This is a genomic window from Pedobacter miscanthi, from assembly GCF_003315595.1.
GTDB classification, from domain to species: domain Bacteria; phylum Bacteroidota; class Bacteroidia; order Sphingobacteriales; family Sphingobacteriaceae; genus Pedobacter; species Pedobacter miscanthi.
This window is the reverse complement of record NZ_QNQU01000002.1, coordinates 124,213-146,163: the sequence shown is the minus strand read 5'-3', so window position 1 is coordinate 146,163 and position 21,951 is coordinate 124,213. Positions and strand designations below refer to the sequence as shown.

The window sequence follows — 21,951 nt, the reverse complement described above, 5'->3', positions numbered from 1 at the left end:
CGCAAGCAAAAAAAATCGTCATTGCGAGGAGGTACGACGAAGCAATCTTTCCTGCAAAAAAGATTGCTTCCCACATTCCTTCATTTCGAGCGGAGTGCAACGTAGCGGAGAGATCTGTCTCGATAGATCTCTCCATTCCGCTTGCTTCAGTCGAGATGACGAATCAATAGAAATGACGTGCCTGCATAAAAAAAAAAAAAACAATAAATCTTATCTTACCACCAATACCAATAAATTAAAAATCTCCCTAACCAGCATAACATGTTACTGAAGAAAATCAGCCTCCTTAGCACCACATTGCTCTTTTGCTCTCTGATTGGCAAGGCTCAAAAAGTAAAACCCAATACCATGAAACTCTGGTACGATAAGCCCGCCAGGAACTGGAATGAGGCTTTACCCCTGGGCAACGGAAGACTTGCAGCGATGGTTTATGGTAATCCTGATAAAGAAGAAATCCAGCTGAACGAAGAAACGATATGGTCTGGCGGACCCGGCAATAATGTGTTGCCTGATGTATATGGCAATATTAGCGACATGCGTAAATTACTGGCCGATCAAAAATACAATGATGCCCAGCAGCTGGCAAATAATACTTTTAAAAGGGCCAGTGGCGAAGGTTATAACCATGGGATGCAATACCAGCTTGCCGGGAGTCTTTTTATCCATTCCGGAAATACAGCGCCTGTTAGTCAATATTACCGCGATCTCGATATCAGCAATGCCACTGCTACCGTAACTTATACCAAAGATGGAGTAAGCTATAAACGCGAAACATTTACTTCGCTTAAAGATCAGGTGCTGATCATCAGGATTACCGCAAATAAACCTAAAAGCATCAGTTTTAGCCTGGGCATGAACAGTCCGATGCCAAATTACAAAGTCATTACCGAAAATAATACGCTTAAATTAAGCGGCATCACGGGCGATCTGGAAGGAAAAAAAGGTTTGGTAAAATACACCACTCTTGTTAAAACGAAAACCGAAGGCGGTACATTAAAAACAGAAAAAGACAGTTTGACGATTAAAAATGCTGATGCCGCAACCATCTTCGTTTCAATCGCGACCAACTTTAAGAATTATAAAACCTTAGATGTTAATGAAAACGAAAAAGCTTCGAACTTTCTTTCATTGGCGATGGGCAAAAGTTACCAGGCCTTAAAAGCAGATCACATCCAGGCTTACAAAAAATATTTCGACCGCGTTAAACTCGATCTTGGTTTTACTGATGATGCAAAACTCCCAACCGATGAACGCATCAAAAAGTTTAAATCAGGTGATGATCCGACCCTGGTTTCACTTTACTTCCAGTTTGGCCGTTACCTGTTGATCTGCAGCTCTCAGCCCGGAAATCAGCCTGCAACCTTACAGGGCAAATGGAATTCGAAAATCGCTCCGCCGTGGGACAGCAAATACACCGTAAACATCAACACGGAAATGAATTACTGGCCGGCTGAGGTAACCAATCTCTCCGAAATGCACCAGCCTTTGTTCAGCATGCTTAAAGATCTTTCCATAACAGGGAAGGAGAGTGCATCGAAAATGTACCATGCCCGTGGCTGGAATATGCACCACAATACTGATTTATGGCGCATAACCGGACCAACTGATGGCGGCTATTATGGTATGTGGCCTATGGGAGGTGCCTGGTTAACGCAGCATATCTGGCAACATTACCTGTATACCGGGGATAAAAAGTTTTTGCAGGAAATGTACCCGGTATTAAAAGAGCTGGCTATGTTTTACAAAGATGTACTGCAGGAAGAGCCTGCACATAAGTGGCTGATTGTATCTCCGTCTATGTCGCCAGAAAACGAATACCAGAAAGGTGTGGCACTTGCTGCGGGGACTACAATGGATAATCAGTTGGTTTTTGATGTATTTAGCAATGTAATAAAGGCTTCTGCTACTTTAAAACAGGATATTTCTTTTGCCGACAGCTTAAAAACGTTAAGGGCTAAACTTCCGCCGATGCAGATCGGACGTTTTGGTCAGCTGCAGGAATGGTTACAGGATTTCGACAGGCCGGGCGATAAACACCGTCACGCTTCGCACCTTTATGGTTTATATCCTTCTAACCAGGTTTCGGCTTATCATAACCCCGAACTTTTTGATGCCGCTAAAACTGTGCTATTGAACAGGGGTGATAAATCAACCGGATGGAGCATGGGCTGGAAGGTAAATTTCTGGGCCCGTTTGCTCGATGGTAACCACGCCTATAAATTAATTACCGATCAGCTTAGTCCGGCACCGGTTGCCGAAAGCGGACAAGATGGAGGCACTTACCCAAATCTTTTTGATGCACATCCACCTTTCCAGATTGATGGCAACTTTGGCTGTACCTCCGGCGTGGCCGAAATGCTGCTCCAATCGCAGGATGGTTTTATTTATGTTTTACCTGCCTTGCCTGATGCCTGGAAAAACGGAAATGTTAGCGGATTGGTATCGCGGGGAGGATTCAGTTTTGATATTACCTGGAAAGATGGCAAAATTATTAAGTTGACCGTTCATTCAGCGCTTGGCGGAAATTGTAGATTACGACTGCCCAATGCCATAAAGTTTGTAAAAGGGGCTGCACCGGCATTGGCAAAAGGGGAAAATTCAAACCTTTTATTTGAAGTAGAGGAACAGCAAAAACCGATTATAGCAGCAAGTGCGAAACTTAATCCTGTAGCTTTAAAAGCAACGGTTTTGTATGATGTTAAAACAGAAGCGGGGAAAACGTATTATTTTGAGTAGTTAAAGGAGTTATCATTAATAGTAAAGCCCCTCGTGCCGTCATTTCGAGCGGAGCGCAGCGAAGTCGAGAAATCTTTTAAGATGGGTCTCTATTTTCTGATTTTCAGTTAGGAATTTTATTATCCCATTTCCCGCAGGGGTAAACCCGTGTTTTCTGTAAATCACCGCCTGAACGGCCGGGCAGGCGGGGTAAAAAACAATTGTCTCAGCGAGACGCTAAGACCAGTAAAGAGAAATCTATTGAAATGGATATCTTCCCGTCTGCACACCCAGGTACGCATAGCGAAAACAAAAGTCTTAGCGAGACGCTAAGATCAGTAAATTAATCCGTCTTAATATTAGCTACCGCATTCAAATCTGTTTGATCTGCGTTTCTGATCTTTTTAAATCTGCGGGAAAAAAAATCCGTGTTTATCTGTGTGCATCCGTGGTTAAAAAACCTTTACTTAATACGCAGGCAATTAAAATCCCTAAGCCTATTTTTTTTCTATTGGTTTTTCAAATAAAATCCGTTTTTAATCATTTTTTAAGGCTTTATTAATCGAACAGGGATATTTTGGCCATTGCTAACCAGATCATCCCGTTAATTTTTATCGGGATTTATTTCGTTGACCATACGCTTACAGATCTAAATCTCCATGACGAAAAAAATATCGATTAAAGACATTGCCCAAAGGCTAAATCTCTCTACCACCACCGTTTCATTTGTAATTAACGGGAAGGCCAAAGAAAAATTTATCAGTAAAGAAGTAACGGCCAAAATACTCAATCTGGTAGCCGAAGTTGGCTTTCGGCCGAATTCATTTGCCAAAGGATTAAGAACCGGAAAATCTAAAACCATCGGTTTTTTGGTTGATCATATTTCAGATCCCTTTTTCTCGGGCATTGCCCATTTCCTGGAAGAAATAGCGGCAAAACATGGGTATAAAATCCTGTTCAGCAGTACCGGGAAAGAAAAAACCAAATTCACCGAACTGGTAGAAGTTTTTACCGAAAGACGTGTTGATGGCTACATTGTGGCCACAGCTGTAGGCATGGAAGAAGAAGTAAAAAAACTTGTTGATTCCGATGTTCCGATCGTACTTTTCGATCGCTATCTGCCAGGCATCCCTGCCGATTATGTGCTGGTAGATAATTTTGCGAGTACCTATAAAGCAACGCAACATCTTTTTGAGAACGGTTACCACAACTGTGCTTTTATTACCACCAATACCGAAGAACAACAGATGACCGATCGTTTGGAAGGTTATCGCGATGCAGTTGCTGATCATGGAGGAAAGGAATTCATCTTTAAAATTAAGTATGAGGGTACAGGTAGTATAGTAAATGCCATTACCAGCTTTCTACATGCACACCCACAAATCGACGCCATAATATTTGCCGCCAATTACCTTACCATGGAAGGCTTGCGTGCCCTCAAAAAATCAAATGGAAAACTTAGGGACGACCTCGCATTGGTTTCGTTCGATGATTTTGAGCTGCTTGAATTTATTTCTCCGGCAATTACAGCAATTCAGCAGCCCATGGAAAAAATCGCTCAGCATATTATGAAACTGTTATTGGCAAAACTCGCCCAAAATAACGATGAAGATATGTTTTCAACCATCAATATTCCCTGTGTACTAAATATAAGGGAATCCAGTGCGGCTAAAGTGCAGCTGGAGCGACCGTCATTTCGAGCGGAGTCGAGAAATCTATCCAGATAGTTTTCTCCCTGCCCGAAGCAGGCGGGCATTCCATTGCATTCTAGTCGAGATGGCACTTTTTTATAAACAATCACACAATCCCAACAATAAAGCAATTCAACAATATATATGAAATACCTTTTTACACTTTATTTCGCTCTGACCGCTACGCTTACCTATGCTCAGTCCAAAACCACTTATGTTGACCCCTACATAGGTTCAGGTAGCCACGGACACGTTTTTGTAGGTGCAAATGTTCCCTTTGGGGCGGTGCAGCTTGGTCCGATGAATATTTTTAAGGGCTGGGACTGGTGTTCGGGTTATAATTATGGCGATAGTATTTTAACCGGTTTCTCGCATTTGCGTTTAAGTGGTACCGGAATCGGCGATCTTGGCGATGTACTGATTATGCCGTTTACAGGAGCCATCAAAACTGATAAAGGCACTGAAGAAAATCATAAAAGTGGTTATTCTTCATTGTATTCGCATAAAAATGAAAAAGTCCGTCCGGGTTATTATGCCGTAAAACTCGACGATTACAATATCGATGTAGCACTTACCGCAACCGAAAGGGTGGGCTTTCACCGCTACAAATTCCCCTCGGGCAAACCCGCACAGATTATTATCGACTTAAAGGAAGGGCTTAACGATAAAGCAACCGATACCTATATTGAACAGGTTGATGCCTATACTCTAAAGGGCTACCGTTTTTCATCAGGCTGGGCCAAAGAGCAGCAGGTATTCTTCGCCATCCGTTTCGAGAAAGCCATTGATGCCTTTAATGTGTATGAAGAGTCGAAATCGCTCAATGCCAAAAAAGGGCAGGGGAAAGCAATTAAGGGATTGATCAGTTTGGGCCAATCGCCCGGCACCATTCAGTTTAAAGTAGGCATTTCGCCCGTAAGTAGTGAAAATGCACTGGCTAATATCGCCGCAGAGATTCCGGATTGGAACATGGACGCTGTAATTAAATCAGCAGATGATAAATGGAACAAAGCGCTTTCTAAAGTGGAAATTAAAACCGAAAACACGGCTGATAAAAGGGTGTTTTATACCGCGCTGTACCACGCGATGATGCACCCATCCCTGTTTAACGATCATAATGGTGATTATCAGGGTGCGGATAATAAAGTACATCAAAAACCTACTTTCCAAAATTATTCGGTGTTTTCTACCTGGGATACTTACCGTGCCGAACATCCCCTTTTCACTATCCTCAATCCTGATAAAATAAGCGATTTCGTAAATACTATGCTCGCTATTTATGATGAACAGGGTTATTTGCCTATATGGCATTTAAACGGCTACGATACCGGAACAATGGTGGGAGTAAGCAGTCAGCAGATTATTGCCGAGGCTTATTTAAAAGGTTTCCGAGGTTTTGATGCCGAGCGGGCCTTTGCTGCCATGAAAAAAACGGCGATGAGCGACCTCCGTGGATTAAATTATGTACGTGATTTTAAAGCCATTCCTTCTGATATTGGCGTTAACAGGCCTGTTGCCAATGCTTTGGAAGATGCCATTGCCGATGGAAGCATCGCTTTAATGGCAAAGGCCATGGGCAAAGATGCCGATTACCAGTATTTCGAAAAACGTGCGAAAAATTATCAGTTGTATTATGATAAAACCGTTGGGTTTCCGCGTGGTAAAATGAAAGATGGCAGCTGGAATCCTGTGTTTGATCCCTTAAAATCGACCAAACCTTACGCCACTGATTATGCCGAAGGTAATGCCTGGCAGTATTTATGGCTGGTGCCCCAGGATGTAAAAGGACTGATTGAAATGCTGGGTGGCGAGAAAACATTTACGAAAAGGCTGGATGACTTTTTTACCATTCCGGCCGCAGGAGATCTGGTCGATCTTACCGGAAATATCGGTCAGTATGCCCATGGCAACGAACCAAGCCACCATATTGCTTACCTGTATAATTATATCGGTCAGCAATGGAAAACAGCCGAAAAGGTACGTTACATTATGGATGAATTTTACCACGACCGTCCGGATGGCATTATCGGTAACGAAGATTGCGGACAGATGTCGGCATGGTATATCTTTTCTTCGCTGGGTTTTTATCCGGTATTTCCTGCCTCAGCGCAATATGTAATTGGTAGTCCGAAATTTGATGCTGCAACCATTAAACTTCCACAGGGAAAAAGCTTTACTGTAACTGCTGTAAATAATGGACCAAAGAATATTTATATCCAAAGTGTGGAGTTAAATGGAAAACCTTACAATAAATCTTTTATCAAACATCAGGATATTGTAAATGGAGGAACGATGAAGTTTATAATGGGAAGTAAACCGAATTACAATTATGGTATGGATAGGATGCAAAGGCCTTAATGTAATGTTCGAAGGTTGGTAAAAGGAATAAGCAAGGTGGTACCACCTGATAAAACAACTAAATGTTTCAGCTTTTAAGTTAAATGATTAAGCCCGGAGCATATACGATTATGCTTTTAAGTTAAATGATTGGTGATGGAGGTTAATTGATTATGCTTTTAGGTTAAACGATTGGTGTTTGAAGTCAAATGATCAGGCCTGGAGTATACATGATTATGCTTTTAGGTTAAACGATTGGTGTTTGACGTCAAGTGATTAAGCCCAGGGCGTAAACGATTATACTTTTAAGTTAAACGATTGGGGGTAGAGATTAAATGTTTAAGCCCGGAGCATAAATGATTATGTTTTTAAGTTAAACGATTGGTGTTGGAGGTTAAATGATTAAGCCCGGAGTATAAATGATTATGCTTTTAAGTTAAATGATTGGTGTAGGAGGTTAATTGATTAAGCCCGGGGCGTAAACGATTATACTTTTAAGTTAAACGATTGGAGGTAGAGGTCAAATGATTAAGCCCGGAGCATAAATGATTATGCTTTTAACTGACCCTTTTTTTATCGGTTGGTGTCTCACCAACCGGAGCTTTATTTTTTTTATTTGCATTACAAATGCATACCTCACTAATCCTCGTTACAAATGAGGACTATATTTTGGCGATTGTCATCCTGAGCGGAGTCGAAGGATCTTTTTTTAAACGGTTGGTGTCTCACCAACCGAAACTTTATTTCTTTTTTATTTGCATTACAAATGCCTACCTCACTAATCCTCGTTACAAACGAGGACTATATTTGGCGATTGTCATCCTGAGCGGAGTCGAAGGATTTTTACAGCGATACTCTTAACAATTAGCTTATTTTTATCGGTTGGTGTCTCACCAACCGAAACTTATTTCTTTCTTATTGGCATTACAAATGCATACCTCACTAATCCTCGTTACAAATGAGGACTATATTTGGCGATTGTCATCCTGAGCGGAGTCGAAGAATCTTTACAACGATACTCGTAAAGATTAGCTTAAAGAATCAAGTCATCTTATCTCACTAAGGCTTTTTGATATCCTTAAAAAATTTAACCACCACCTCATCTGCTTCTTTTGGGTAAACGTGCCCACCTGGATGAACATATAAAATCACTGGGTTTCCGCTTTTTGATGCGTGATAGGTAGCATATTCGCCAAAAGGTTTTCCTTGTGTATCACAGCTGTTTACTTTTAATATCAGGTTGCACATCAGCCTTTGCCATTCAGGTTTTACCAATGGATCCTGTTCTCCCATAATGTGCATAGCAGGTTTTGGTTTTAACATGCCGACTGCTTTTCGGCTCACAGCTGATGATGGTGCAAAGGCCGCGAATACATCAGCGCGGGTTGCCCATAACAGGTAGGTAAATCCGCCTCCGTTAGAATGCCCGGTGGCATAAATGTGGGTGTCATCTATTTTATAATCGGTTCGAAGCGTTTTCAGCATCTGGTCAAAGAAATTCAGGTCGCGGTTGTTCATATCACCCTCTTCCTTTTGCCAGCCTGGTAATTTGCCCTGAGGGTCAGTAAGCTGTCCCGGGGTATTTAAACCCTGCGGATATACAATAATTGCTTCAGGCCAAAGTTTTTCGAATTGATGGCTCCGGTAAGCATTTTCCATGGTACCACCATGACCATGAAAAACAAAAATAAGCGGGCTTGCTTTTGTTTTTGCCGTATTTGGAATATGCACTAAAGCTTCACGCCCGGTATCACCAACCATAAAACGCATCTTTTTAACTTCAGAAGCTGATTGGGCAAATACAGATAGCACTGATGCGCAGGTAAGTAGAAGGATTAGTAAAACGGATTTAAATCCCCTGAAAGTTATGTTTCTGATCATATCCATATTGACCCCGATGGCCTGATATGGTTTAATCGTTATTTGTTTTTCAAGATATAATTTATACTGAAAAGGCGTAGCAATTTAAGGTGTTTCCTGCACAGACCTAAAATAGGAAAGGTTACCATCCATGATGATAACCTTTTTTGATTTCTTAACTAACCAAAGTTAAAAAATCTGTTTTAAATAAGTAGGTGTGCGGAATAAACCAGTAAGCAATTGATTTGTTTGACAGTTTTTGACGTTTTTAAAGTTGTTTTTTCTTTCTGCCTGATTATGAGTGTATTTATTTTTATTTATAATATCGTCAGGTTTATAAATTACAAAAGGTTACCATCCACGATGATAACCTTTTTTGATCTGTTACTCATTCGCAGATCTGTTCTAAATAAGTAGGTGTATATTATAGACAAACAACCTACCGCTTTGTTTTAGAAAATTTTTATTTTTTTAATGCGCCAAGATTTTTGGTGCTTAAACCTTTCTCTTTTGCATATTTTAACAGCTCATTTGCGCTTTCGATACTTCTGTCGCTCGATAAAATATCTGCACCATTATCTACCAGTTTCGAATAAACGGCATCGCCACTGGCTTTGGCACTTTTATCTAAGTTGCCCATAGTACCCAAAATACACCAGATACCTTTACTATGCAGGTAATCGTAAACGCTTTTTTCGGGCGCAGAAGTACCCACAAAAGCTACAATGCGGTTATTGGGGATACCCATTTGGTTAAGTCTTTCCAGATCGGCGATGCTTCTGATCGATGCAGAAATCATCAGGTCAGGAGCCAGGCGGTAAACTTCGGCTGCTTGTGTGGAGCTGTAGGTAATGATAATGCTGTAAGCTTCTGCTTTGTTGCGCCGTACCGCTTCGATCATCTTTTGGTAGGGCACGCCTCTTTTTACATCCAGTGTATAAATTACCTTATCCTTTCCCCATTTTAAAACCTCATCAAGCGTTGGGATATGAAATGATGTAACCGTACCCTCATTATCTTTTAAACGGATGTCTTTTAATTCAGCCAGCGTTTTTTCTCCTATAGGTCCGGTACCGGTTGATGTTCTGTCTAAACGGTCATCATGCATCATTACCAGGGCCGAATCTTTGGTTAAAGCGGCATCACACTCAATAATGGTTGGGTGGAGTTTAACACTATTGGCAAAAGTTTCTATGGCATTTTCGGGAAATCCAGCAACAGGACCACCACGGTGACAGCTGATCAAAGGGTAACGCGAAGGTGTCCACTGCATAAATTTTTGGAACTCTTCCAAAGTTTTGAACTTTAGCGCGTACTGTTGACTATAAACTGTTGTGAAACTAAGCAGTGCAACAAATGCCAGTAATAATTTTTTCATCTGATGTTATTTTAAAATCGGTTTTAATACCTCTAATTTTCCGTCTATTGGCTCCTGGTAACTTAAACCAAGGATGTTTGCAACCAACGGATATACGTTTACATTTTCAAAAGAAGGGATTTTTACCTGTTTTTTAAAGGCCGGGCCCCAGGCTAAAAAGGTAGCATGCATATCTTTTACCACCGATGGATCGAAACCATGGTAACCGGCACCAGGCTTGCGGCCCGAAAATACTTTTGGCCATTCGGGTACTAAAAGGATATCGCCGATACGGTTCATGCGATCGTCTGTTGTGCTGTAATGGAAATGCTCAGGCATATTGCTTTTCAGGTATACCTTATAATCCTTTTCATTGGCTTTTAATACCTCATATAAAGGTTGTATGTCTGCCTTGTTTTTGGCATGAATATCCATCATGGTACCCGATGATGCAATGATATATTTAGCGGTATCAATTTCTTTTGGCGTGGCAATCGGATGTTCGCGATCTACCGCGGTCATACCGTGATCAGAAACAAAAACATAATTTACCGGAAGGTTTAGCGGTTCGATGGCTTTTGTTAATTCGTAAATCACAGAGTCGACCATTTTAACGGCTTTTTCCGTTTGTGGAGCATCAGGGCCAAAGCTGTGTCCGGCATGATCTGGTTCTGAAAGGTAAAAAGTAATCAGGTGAGGTCTTTTATCTTCCGGAAGGCTTAACCAGTTTTTAACGATACTGATTCTTTTATCAACCTTAATCTGTTCGGTATAATCGTAATAATAGGTTGGGCGCAGGCCTTTTATTTCGGCTTCCGATCCTACCCAGAACATACTTGCGGCAATCATGTGCTGCTGTTCTGCCAGTACCCATAATGGCGTGCCACCATACCATTTACCATCCCTCACTTTTGTTTTCGCACCCATCGAATACTTTTCGCCTGTTTTTTCTTCCAAAAAGCTATTGTTAACCAAACCATGGTGCGAAGGATACATCCCGGTTAACAATGTATAATGGTTAGGGAACGTTACTGAAGGATAACTGGGGATCATAGATTGAGCCTGAACGCCATTTTGACTAAGCGCCAGTAAATGATCTGCTTTGTAGCGCTCTGCATAATCATGACGGAAACCATCGGCCGAAATGAGGATTACATAAGGTTTTTTAATTTGTGATGCATCATTTTTGCGGCCCTGGGCCACATGCTCAATGGTATCGGTTTGTGCCTGTACCTTACTTTCTGTAAATAAAAAGAACGCACTAAGCATACAGCACAGGCTATAATTGATTTTTTTCATTTTGTGTTTATTTATTAATTTCATTCAGTATAGCAGCTAAACGGATACCTGCCTGTGCAAGGCGTTTTTTAACGATATCGGCATGTGCAGGGTAATAACTATAATCGAATTCCGGATTTTTTGCGGCTTCTGCATAAAGTTGTTTGCTGATTTCGTATGATTCGAAAGCCCATTTTGCCACATCATCTTTTTCCCATGTTTTTGCTTCATTTTTTTCAACTACATCACAATCGGCAGCCAGTTCGCGGTAACTTAAGCCGGTATAATCAATTAATCCGCTATCCCAAAGTCCGTGAAGATTGGTTTCCTTACGCATCAGTTTTACCTTGATGCCGTTACCGCCCGAATCTTCCGAATGGCCGGTATGCATTGGCTGGTGGATGTCGCCAACCAGGTGGACCAGGAATTTGAGCGCAAAAATATGCTCTTCTTTTGTTTTCGAAGCATCTTTTAAGTCACTTATACATTGCAAAAGCGCTTTATAAATATTTGGTTTATCCATTGATTTCAGTTGAGCATTGAAATCGTCGTAGCTTAATCCCTCAGGCAGGTTTACATAATGCCAGGGCGCAGTGTAAGAATACTGCTGGTACGACCTGATTTCGTCCGGATAGGTGCTTACCATGGCCAGGCTTTCGCTGCCCAGAATATCCTGAACCGCTTTTTTCGCCTTGCTGCTTAAGTGGTTTTCGGCAATTTTACCAATGGCCCTGTGGCCGATTACGCCCCACGAAATTAACGCGAAACTAATGGTAATTAATAAGGTAGGGAATAGTATTTTTTTTAACATGCTATTAAAATAATAGAGGGGAAGCCAAAATGGCTTCCCCCTGATTAAGAAATTGAATTAATTGAAGATATAACGGAAACCGAACTGCATCTCGTAAGTAGAAGCATAACCCACCACATCTTTATTGCCGTTTACGATAGGGAAATTCCTGTCTGTCTGGATTCTGAATGTTGGTTTGGTGGTTCCGCCTGGTACCAATGCTGCTACGTTGGTAGGCACAAGGATAGAAGTGGTTCCGAAATTGGTTTGCATGCCCCAGTTTTTGTTCAACAGGTTACCAAAGTTTTTAATATCGATACTGAACTGGATGGTATTGCGTTTACCGCCCACATTGGTGAAAATGTCTTGTAAGAATTTAAAATCCCACTGACCGTTAAATGGAGTAATTACAGCATTACGCTCTGCATACTGGCCTTTTCTGCCACGCAGGTATTTATCCTGATCAATGTAGCGGAAAAATAAATCGCTTTGCTGTTTTGGGGTATAGGTTACCGCATCGGCACCGGTTCCAACGGTTAAGGGCACAAAGGTAATTTCCGAAGCATCTTTTGGAACATAAATTAAATCTCCGCCTACACCGTCTCTGTTGATATCGGTAGAGTAGGTGTAAGAAGTACGTCCATTCGATCCATCATAAACCAGGGTAAACTGGGTACCCAAATGTTTAATAAATTCTTTACGGTAATAAACAGAGGCAATAATACGATCAGGTGAAACAAAGCCTGAGTAACCCAATGTCGGGTTGTTGGCGCCATCTACACTGCTGGTAGCCTGCCATCCCGATAAAGTCTGGTCGCCACTGCCTTCGTATAAACTTTTTGCTGAACTTCTGATATAAGAAACCGTTGCACCAAAACCATTGTCGAAACGTTTGCTCAAAGTACCGGTTAACGAATAATAATATCCTTTATTGGCGTTTCCAAGCACAATTACGTTAAAAGCATCTGGCTGTCTGGCACCAACGCCTGGAATTACCGTACCGTTTGCCACAGGCAGTCCGTTTAAAATCGGGTTGATAAATTTATCAGTAGCCGCATTAGGATAAATCATCCTGTTATCCGGGTAACCTGCAACATTTAAAGGTTTCGGATCAACCAGGTTCGCATTGCGGAAAAGGATAGTCCTGATATCCCTGTTAAATATTCCCTCTACCGATCCAACAATGCCGAATGGAAGTTTCACATCAACTGCTAAACTGGTTTTAAATGAAGCAGGCATTTTTAAGTTACGGTCCATTACTGTAATCGGATTAGGTAATACTGTTCCGGCAACTGGTACTGTTGTTGGTCGGTAAGCACCAATATTGGGATTAAACGGACCAGGCGTATTGTTCTGTCCTGAATAAGTTTCCGTAATCTGCAGCATACCTGCATCGCCTGCCTGTGCCACGATCCATACATTTGGGATACGCCCCACAAAAAGACCTGCACCACCTCTTACCTGTAACGAACGATCGCCAATCACATCCCAGTTAAATCCTATACGCGGGGAAATGGATATTTTAGATTTAGGAAGATTTCCGGTATTTAAATGTTCGCCATCATGAAAGGTAAGCATTGATACCAATGGATGCTCTTTCAGGATTTTCGGATAGCTGCCCAATTCGGCACGGATACCACCCGTAACCCTTAAACGATCGGTAACCGAGATTTCATCCTGCACATAACCCGAAAACTGCCAGAATTTATAGGTAGGAAAAGCCTGCTCGTAATTTGGTGAAAGCGAATAAGTTTGTGCAAACTCAATCGGTTTGGCACCATTTTTAAAATCATCCCACGAGTTAAAGGTATAATAACTGGTTCCAAAACGCTGGAAACCATTTTTAGTAATGCTGTAATCACCCTGAAAACCAGCAGTGATGTTGTGCTTGCCTACCGCCCAGGTAACATAATCGTTTAACGAGTACACCTGCACATCCCTTAAATTACCATAAGTAAAAGGTTCGTAACCAAAAGTGGTAAATGGTGTAGGCTGACTGTTTCCATCGGCTTTTAAGATATCAACCAGCGGAAAAATCTGACTGTCGGAACTTCTTGGATCGTTCTGATTCGTGTATGATAAACGCAGCGTATTGGCAAAGCGCCTAAATACCTTACTGTTTAGCTCAGCAGTAATGGAATATAAATTGCTCTCCTGGTAATAGTTTGAATTTTTAAATGCGAGAGCGGTGTTACCTGTCCTCGATCCTCCACCCGGGAATCCTCCCAGCGGACTTCTCGAAGTACTTACAAACGATGGCTGCTTGGTTTTAACATAACTGCCACGAATGTTGAAATGGTTATTCTGGTCGATATTCCAGTCTAACCTGCCCAATAAGTTTGTTCTCTCGGTTTCGGATGGATAACCCTGGTAAATCCCTGGGTCGTATCCGTAGGTTGTTTTTAAATAATTGCTGATTTCATCGAGTTCGGCAACGGTAGGGCGTACCACATTAGGGATACCCGAATTATAAGGTGCTTCTGGTGTTGCAGCCAAACGGGTTTGGCCAGGTCTTACTTCATTTTCGCGCTCTGCGTTTAAAAAGAAAAATAATTTGTTTTTGATAATCGGCCCGCCAATTCTCGCCCCAAAAGTTTTGTAGGTTTGGTCTGTCGGATCGGCTAGTTCAGGGTAATTGCTTACTCTCTTACCAATCTGGTTCTGGTTTCTGAAATAAGTATAGGCAGAACCCGAAAACTCGTTTGTACCCGAACGGGTTACCGCATTGATTGATGCACCGATAAAGCCACTTTGTTTTACATCATAAGGGGTAACATTTACCGATATTTCTTCCAATGCATCGATTGAAACGGGATTTCCGTTACCCGGAAGATTGTTACCGATACCAAAATTATTGTTAAAATCGGCACCATCAACGGTTACATTGTTCTGGCGCGAGTTACCTCCGCCAATAGCCGCACCGTTTGCCTGTGGGGCAAGCCTGATCAAATCGTTCAAACTTCTGCTCAAAGTGGGTAGCGCATTGATCTCCTTTTTGCCCAGATTGGTTGATGTACCCGTTCTGCTGGCATTAAGGGTCGAGTTTTTAGAAGCCCCTTTAATACTTACCTCGCCCAGCTCTTTGCTGCCTGCGGCCATATTCAGGTTGAGGATGTAAGGATCGCCCAAGGGCAGGGTGATATTTTCAATTGTTTTTGGGTCCATACCCACATAAGTAATTACCACTTTGTATGGTCCTCCCGGACGCATATTGGAGATGGTAAAGCGGCCATCATCATTAGTGCTTACCACATAACTGGTTCCCGAAGGTACGTGTGTGGCTTTAACCGTTACACCGGGCATGGTGGTTTTCGAATCCTTTATTGTTCCGGACAAACTTCCGGTTGTAACCTGCGCATGCAGGGAAATTACAACAAACAATAAAGATAAAAGGGTAAAGATTTTTTTCATGTTTATCTTATCTGTTAATGAATTAGTTGCGCCAAAGTTCATTTAGCCAGTTAAAGCAGATGTTAAGACAGGGTTAAAATAGGTTAAGAAAAAAGTATTATCGGTGTGACAGCGGAGGCTATTGTAAAGAGAATATTTACAATTCGATAAATTCAAGGCTTAATTAAGTAACATCCGGGATAGAGTAGGTGGTAACTATTTGTTTTAGTGTGTTTTAGTCGGTATTCTGAGTGTCTGTAGCCTAAAAAGGAGCAATTCGGTCTGGTCTTAAACAATCGTTTGCGTAAGATCATTTATACAGAAAATGCTTTAACATGTTTAATCTTACAGAGGGGCGCGGTGATGGTTGAAAGTTAAGTAGATGTAAAGCCACAGTGCCTGTATATTTATTGAAAAACAGCCCTTAAAAACACCATAAATTTATTGATTAATACAATGGCCGGGCGCAAGTTACGATCTAGCTTTGCATCAAAAATGCATTACTGATAAAAACAGATTATGATACAGATAGCCATCATCAGCGATATACATGCCAACCTCATTGCCTTGGAAAAAGTTCTGGAAGATATTGATCAAAGGGGGATTACGGATATTTATTGCCTGGGCGATCTGGTCGATTTTGCACCCTGGGGAAATGAAGTAATTGCAATGCTGCAGAAAAGAAATATTCCATGCCTTTTAGGAAACCATGATGAACGCATAGGTTTTAACCAAACCATCATTCCTTTGGCCCATCATGATGAAGAAGAGACCTTCCAGCGTAACCTGGCCATTAATTTTAGCAAGAAGACAATTACGGCAGCACACAAAACATGGTTAACACAGCGACCTTACCAGTTAATGCTTTCTTTTAAAACCGATTATGGCATAAAAAATATATGGCTTGTACATGCCAGCCCCAGAAGTAACGATGAATATATTTATGAATCTCATTCTGGCGAAGACTTAATAAAAATGCTGCCTAATCAATCAGTAGATGCCCTGGTAATGGGACATACGCATATTTCTTATATCAAACACCATAAAAATATACTTCTGGTTAATTGCGGTTCGGTTGGTAGAAGTAAAGAGAACCACAGGCAAGCAACCTATTGCATTTTAAATATCGCTAATGATGTACAGGCAGAAATTGTAAAGTTGGAATATGATATAGAAACTTTAACCAAAGCGATTAATGAAAGCGAAATTCCTGACTTTTATGCTGATTTCTTCCGGTTTCAACCAGATAGCCTTTAATTTACCTTTTGGGCGATAATCTTAATTCCTTATTTCTGAGTCTGCTCAAGGTTTCGCTGCGCATGCCCAGGTAACTAGCCAGGCAACTTAAAGGAATGCGGTCTTGCTGCATCGGTTTTGAACTGGCAAAACGCTGGTAACGTCGTAAAGCATTAGGAATCCGCGCTAAAATGGAACGCTCTGATGCTGCATAGTACTGAAAAGCCAATACCTTTCTTCCAATTATGTTGGCTTCAGGATAGAGGGAATAAACCGAATCGATCAGGCTGAAGGGAATGCAGATTACTTCCGAGTCTTCCAGTGCCTGAAGGTATTCGATAGAATGATGAGAAATATTATTCGGGTGGTGGATAGCGCCTATGGTTTCATTCTCGAAACTGAACCTGGTGGTAATATCCTTGCCATTATCTTTGATAAATCCCCTTACCAAACCGCTAACTATAAAATAAAGTGATGAATTGTGATCAGCGGGAGAAAGTATAAATTTATTTTTTTTAACCAACAGTTGCTTGCAATGCGATACGTGGTCAGCTATGAAACCATTAGATAGCGTATGGAACTGTTCAAAATACTTGATAAGGGGCAGCAGGTAGTGGTTTTCAGGAAAATGGGACATTTGAACTTGGTATATGTTTGGTACTTTGTGCACATATACGAAGTATTCCTAAAAGGGGTTTTCGGTTTTTGAAAAAAAATGCTTTTTATCTGTTTTCTGAAATTCTGCAAATAAACTTTAAAAAAAAAGCCCTTTGCATTTTGCAAAAGGCTCTATTATGTTTAATAGTAAAATGCATTAAATTGCACCGTCTACTTTAATCATTTTATGTACGGCAGTTTGTACTTTAAGTGCATCTGCTTCAACAGTTTTTCTGATGGCTGCATCAAATGAAGCTGCAAACTCTGTGCTGATCAAAATCTGATCTTTTTCATTCACTACCGTTAACACAAAGGCATTACTTCCGAATTTAAATCCGCTTTTAATCGTGTTCACGTCTTTTTCAAAGATTTTCAAAAATTCGTAACTGTTGCTGATCTGGTCGAAACAATCCCTTACGGCCTGAAAAACCAGGTGTGTTTCAATATCCAAACCATTTATAATTACGGTAACAGAGGTAAGGTCGTTTAGTTCAGGAAGCAGGTCTTCGCTGTAAATAATATCTTTTGGATCTACGATTACAACGGTTTCAAGATCCGCATTTTCGCCCTCACGTTGTGTTAATTGTATCGTAGCATTCCCATCTTTCAGGGTAACGGTATTTGCAGATGTGTTTTCGATTTTAATATCGCTAATGGTATCTTTAATGATGCCTACAACAAGTTCGAGCGCTTTTGATTGGGTACTGTTCATTATGGTAATTTTTTGCAAAGGTAAGGCTTGCTTTCAGTGCTGTGCAATTATAACATAAATAAATACAATTTTAGCTGGTAAGTGTTTTATTTTGAATGGGTTATTTTTTTTGCATTAACTGATTTTATCAGCACTAAGGGTTGATTAAATGACGGAGGTAAAGCTGCGGGTTATCCAGAAATGATTTGGTCAGGGTAAAATGTTCCGTATCCTCATAAGTAGTTTCTGATATCCCATCTTCATCAAATTGGTATAGGTTTGCGCCTGGATAACAGATCAGTATAGGCGAGTGGGTAGCAATGATAAACTGTGCCCTGCCGCTTTGTTCCAATTGATTGATAACCGATATAAAGGCTAAAATCCTGGCTGGGGATAATGCCGCTTCAGGCTCATCGAGGATATAAATCCCTGATTCGAACTGGTTATTGAAGAGCGACAAGAAAGATTCTCCATGCGATTGCTCATGGAGCGAACGACCGCCATAAGCCTCCAAAATGCGGCTGTCTTCCAGTGCCAGCTCGTCGATATAACTGGCAAAATTGAAAAAATTTTCAGCACGCATAAAAAATCCATCGTTTATTCTTCTTGGTGTCCACGATAATTCTAAAAATTCTGTTAATGTCGATTCAAAACCTTCAAATCGGTATCCCGTATTTAGGTTGTGGTTACGGTTGCCTCCGTTTAAACTAAATCCGCATCTTTCGGCAATCCCTTCAAGCAGGGTCGATTTTCCCGATCCGTTCTCGCCTACAAAAAACGTAACATTGCTTTTTAACCTCAACTGCAAACCATCACCCAAAGCTGGAATTTGTGCGGTATAACCGCCACCGCGTAGTGGAGGCAGGGATATTTGTGATAAAAAAGGCATTGGGCAGGTAAAGTATATAGTTTTTAAATACGAAGATAATCAATTGATCAGGAAAATATCCCTGTCATTGCGTTAACTGTGGGAATCAAAATCTCAAATAATAGAAACCTAATATTTGAGCTTCTTTTGTTCTTTTACCAAAGCCCTAAAATTCCCATGGCCGGATCGTAAAATGGTATCACCCGAGTAATCCAGATCAATTGATTTAAACTCAATTTTTCCAAACAAACTATCCCCGATTTCGTAGTTTTCCTTGTTTAAGCTTAACTTTTGATATATTATCTTTTGATTTGGGGCCATTTCGCCTTCAATAACCAAATCCGTATGCATGTAGGCTTCGGTATTAAATTTTTTGTTTACGTATTTAATGAGCAGGCCCTGTCCTCCGAAAGGTCCATTAATACCAATATTGATCAATAGCGTATCAGATCCTGAGTAATATGCCCGGCAATTGTTGTATGTTGTACCCGAAGTATCACGTTTTTCATGTATCCCATAGCTAAAATACGATACATTACTGGTGCGTTTCGATTTGTCGTGTTTTTCATAAAAAGAAAAAATTTCTCCTTTTTGGTCCAGCTCGTGATAAATGATGTTTTTTGGCAAGCCCGGGTCCAGACAGGCATTGTCCCATTGATCTGAATTTTGTTTATTTTGACAGCCTGATACGAAAAGAGCCACTGAAATACAGAGCAATTGAGAAAATTTATTCATTGAGCGTTAATAGGTTTTAGCCTGCAATTTGATTGGCTGCATAGTATATGCTGGCTAATCTTATTGCAAGATGTTGAATTGAATGCAATTCCATAAACCGATACCTGAAATTGATTATCCGGTTAGAAATTCGATGTCAAAATCACATTTATAACGCTGATATAGGGTGTAAAGTATTTTGTTGACAAACTCATTTTATAATCCTGAATAAAATGAAGGGTCTTTTTTAATAATATTTTCCAGCCAGTAAGAATGCGTTCTCCGTGTTTTCCGTGAATCCGTGGCTAAATTTCAGAAATAGCCTTACGGTTTACCATTTGCAAACGGTAAACTATCATGCAATTTATATACTTTTACCTATATGTTATTTGATCTCCATCTGACCGAATTTGAAATGATCTGTGCTATAATTCTTAGCCTGGTATTGATGATGATTGGCCTTTTACGCTTTGCAGACCGCGTGAAGCTAACAAAAAGCGGATTAAAAACCCAGGCTACTGTAACGGCTATAAATCAAATGATGAAACGTAATAGGATAAGCTTCTCGATAAGTTTATTTTTCATTACTCTTGATGGAAAAAGAATTGATGTAACAGATGGCGACAGTACACCTATTCCATTTCATAGTGTTGGTGATCAGATCAATATCATATATAATCAAAACAAACCCGAAGAAATTGTAATAGTTTCGAAAGGAATGGCCATTGTAGAATTTTTAATGATAATCACTGGAATGGTGGGCTTATTCTACTTTCTATATCTCTTTTTGACGCAGCCTAATTAAATCTGATAGAGAAATCTATCTCGATAGATTTAGCATCGCTGAGCCTTCTGGTCCTCTGCTAAGCTTGGCTAAAATATGCTTGCTTATCAACTATTTTAAAAATATCCTAAAACAGGAAAATGTAATTTTTATACTAAAGAATCCTGTTTCTTTTATGCAAAAGAGCATATATTTTAATTAATTGGCCCATTATGTGCCGTTAATTTTCTGTTTAGTGCTGAAAATCAGCTTTTTCTTCTGTTAAAGTCCGTTTTGATGAATGAAACATGAATTTCAACTTCATTTAAACTTCATAAATCTGTATTTATTTCGCTATCGAATTAAATCGTTGAGTAACCATCATTTATTGAAATTATTAAGCCTCCGTACCGCGGTTGTATATCGCTTATGTCGTAAAAAATGCTGCTCAGCCAAACTAATTAGAGAAAAAATAAATCAGATTTAACCATTCAACAAAAAAAAATGAAAAGAGTTGTAATATGCCTGGGCCTTAGTGCTATGCTTTACGTAACGGCTTGTACCTCGAAAAAAGAAGAAAAAGAAGAAGTAGCAACTTATGCGGTAACCACAGCGCTGAGAATGGATACTTCCTTTACCAAAGAATATGTTTCGCAGATTAAATCTGTCCGCAACATCGAAGTTAGGGCTCAGGAAAAAGGCTATCTGCAGAATATTTATGTAGATGAAGGTCAGCATGTAAAAGCTGGTCAGCTGCTGTTTAAAATTATGCCTAAAGCAGCGCAATCCGAATTGTTAAAAGCACAGGCTGAAACCAAATCGGCAGAAATTGAACTGGAAAACACCAGATTACTGTCGGATAAAAATATCGTTTCCAAAAATGAACTGGCTATGGCCAAAGCGAAACTGCAATCGGCAAATGCCGAAACCTCTCTGGCTAAATTCCACCTTTCTAATACCGAAATCAGGGCACCGTTTGATGGGACCATCGACCGTATTCCTTTAAAGTTAGGGAGTTTGGTTGATGAAGGGGCTTTGCTTACCAGTCTATCTGATAACAGTCAGGTTTTTGCATATTTTAACGTCTCAGAGCCTGAATATTTAAACTATCAGAGCGCTGCAAAAGCAAAAGGACAGCAGGAGGTAAGCTTGCTACTGGCCAACAACGAATTGCTTAAATCAAAGGGTAAAGTGGAGGTAATTGAAAGTGAATTTGATAATGAGACCGGAAATATCGCTTTCAGGGCGAGGTTCAATAACTCAGATAACCTGCTCAGAAATGGCGAAACAGGAAAAATCCAGATGGTTGTTCCTCTAAAAAATGCCATTGTTATCCCGCAGAAAGCTACGTACGATATCCAGGATAAAACCTATGTTTTCGTAATCGATAAAAACAATAAAGTACACTCAAGGGCGATAACCATTGCAGGCGAATTACCCGATCTGTACATTATTGGCGATGGCATCACTGTAGAAGATAAGATCTTGCTCGAAGGTGTGCAGAAAGTTAAGGACGATGATAAAATCGCTTTTAAATTCCAGCAGCCTCAGGACGTGATGAAACAATTGAGATTGAAAACAGAATAATCTAAACCCTCCATACT

Annotated in this window: 15 protein-coding genes; 6 read left to right on the top strand and 9 right to left on the bottom strand. The window is 40.5% G+C overall.

Annotated elements, in window-relative coordinates; translation table 11 throughout:
- The first annotated feature begins 261 nt into the window (after positions 1–261).
- From DRW42_RS02645 to DRW42_RS02630, 3 genes are all read left to right on the top strand, one after another.
- Positions 262–2,736 carry a glycoside hydrolase family 95 protein gene (locus tag DRW42_RS02645; protein ID WP_113947295.1) on the top strand — a complete coding sequence of 825 codons (2,475 nt, stop codon included), beginning with the start codon at positions 262–264 and terminating at the stop codon, positions 2,734–2,736.
- Between the two features lie 638 nt (positions 2,737–3,374).
- Entirely contained in the window at positions 3,375–4,442 is a 1,068-nt protein-coding gene (locus DRW42_RS02635; RefSeq protein ID WP_113947293.1) for a LacI family DNA-binding transcriptional regulator, read from the top strand.
- Between the two features lie 108 nt (positions 4,443–4,550).
- Entirely contained in the window at positions 4,551–6,764 is a 2,214-nt protein-coding gene (locus tag DRW42_RS02630) for a GH92 family glycosyl hydrolase (protein WP_208643480.1), read from the top strand.
- A 1,038-nt stretch (positions 6,765–7,802) separates the two neighbouring features.
- Here the strand turns inward: DRW42_RS02630 and DRW42_RS02625 are convergent.
- The 5 genes from DRW42_RS02625 to DRW42_RS02605 all read right to left on the bottom strand — a co-directional run bounded on the left by DRW42_RS02625 (position 7,803) and on the right by DRW42_RS02605 (position 15,439).
- Positions 7,803–8,624 carry a CE1 family esterase gene (locus DRW42_RS02625; protein ID WP_167437781.1) on the bottom strand — a complete coding sequence of 274 codons (822 nt, stop codon included), beginning with the start codon at positions 8,622–8,624 and terminating at the stop codon, positions 7,803–7,805.
- 442 nt (positions 8,625–9,066) lie between these two features.
- Positions 9,067–9,981 (bottom strand): glycerophosphodiester phosphodiesterase family protein, encoded by a 915-nt coding sequence (locus DRW42_RS02620; protein ID WP_113947291.1) that lies wholly within the window; start codon positions 9,979–9,981, stop codon positions 9,067–9,069.
- Positions 9,982–9,987: 6 nt separating this feature from the next.
- Positions 9,988–11,259 carry an alkaline phosphatase family protein gene (locus DRW42_RS02615; protein WP_113947493.1) on the bottom strand — a complete coding sequence of 424 codons (1,272 nt, stop codon included), beginning with the start codon at positions 11,257–11,259 and terminating at the stop codon, positions 9,988–9,990.
- Positions 11,260–11,266: 7 nt separating this feature from the next.
- Positions 11,267–12,049, bottom strand: coding sequence for a S1/P1 nuclease (locus DRW42_RS02610; RefSeq protein WP_113947290.1), 783 nt, complete (start codon positions 12,047–12,049; stop codon positions 11,267–11,269).
- Positions 12,050–12,106: 57 nt separating this feature from the next.
- The gene (locus DRW42_RS02605; protein WP_113947492.1) at positions 12,107–15,439 is read right to left on the bottom strand and encodes a TonB-dependent receptor; all 3,333 of its coding nucleotides are present in this window, start codon (positions 15,437–15,439) and stop codon (positions 12,107–12,109) included.
- Between the two features lie 498 nt (positions 15,440–15,937).
- Between DRW42_RS02605 and DRW42_RS02600 the strand changes: the two genes are divergently transcribed.
- Complete coding sequence (locus DRW42_RS02600; protein ID WP_113947289.1) at positions 15,938–16,675, top strand: metallophosphoesterase family protein; 738 nt, start codon at positions 15,938–15,940, stop codon at positions 16,673–16,675.
- A 1-nt stretch (position 16,676) separates the two neighbouring features.
- Here DRW42_RS02600 and DRW42_RS02595 read toward each other — a convergent pair whose 3' ends face one another.
- The 4 genes from DRW42_RS02595 to DRW42_RS02580 all read right to left on the bottom strand — a co-directional run bounded on the left by DRW42_RS02595 (position 16,677) and on the right by DRW42_RS02580 (position 19,605).
- Entirely contained in the window at positions 16,677–17,291 is a 615-nt protein-coding gene (locus DRW42_RS02595; protein ID WP_113947288.1) for a Crp/Fnr family transcriptional regulator, read from the bottom strand.
- Between the two features lie 177 nt (positions 17,292–17,468).
- Complete coding sequence (locus tag DRW42_RS02590) at positions 17,469–18,023, bottom strand: hypothetical protein (RefSeq protein ID WP_113947287.1); 555 nt, start codon at positions 18,021–18,023, stop codon at positions 17,469–17,471.
- 133 nt (positions 18,024–18,156) lie between these two features.
- Positions 18,157–18,891 (bottom strand): AAA family ATPase, encoded by a 735-nt coding sequence (locus tag DRW42_RS02585; protein WP_113947286.1) that lies wholly within the window; start codon positions 18,889–18,891, stop codon positions 18,157–18,159.
- 108 nt (positions 18,892–18,999) lie between these two features.
- A complete protein-coding gene (locus tag DRW42_RS02580) occupies positions 19,000–19,605 on the bottom strand; it encodes a hypothetical protein (protein WP_113947285.1) in 606 nt (201 codons plus the stop codon).
- A gap of 361 nt (positions 19,606–19,966) precedes the next feature.
- On the opposite strand from DRW42_RS02580, the gene DRW42_RS02575 reads away from it, so the two are divergent.
- Entirely contained in the window at positions 19,967–20,389 is a 423-nt protein-coding gene (locus DRW42_RS02575) for a DUF3592 domain-containing protein (protein WP_113947284.1), read from the top strand.
- A gap of 462 nt (positions 20,390–20,851) precedes the next feature.
- The gene (locus DRW42_RS02570) at positions 20,852–21,934 is read left to right on the top strand and encodes an efflux RND transporter periplasmic adaptor subunit (protein ID WP_113947283.1); all 1,083 of its coding nucleotides are present in this window, start codon (positions 20,852–20,854) and stop codon (positions 21,932–21,934) included.
- The last annotated feature ends 17 nt before the right edge of the window (positions 21,935–21,951 follow it).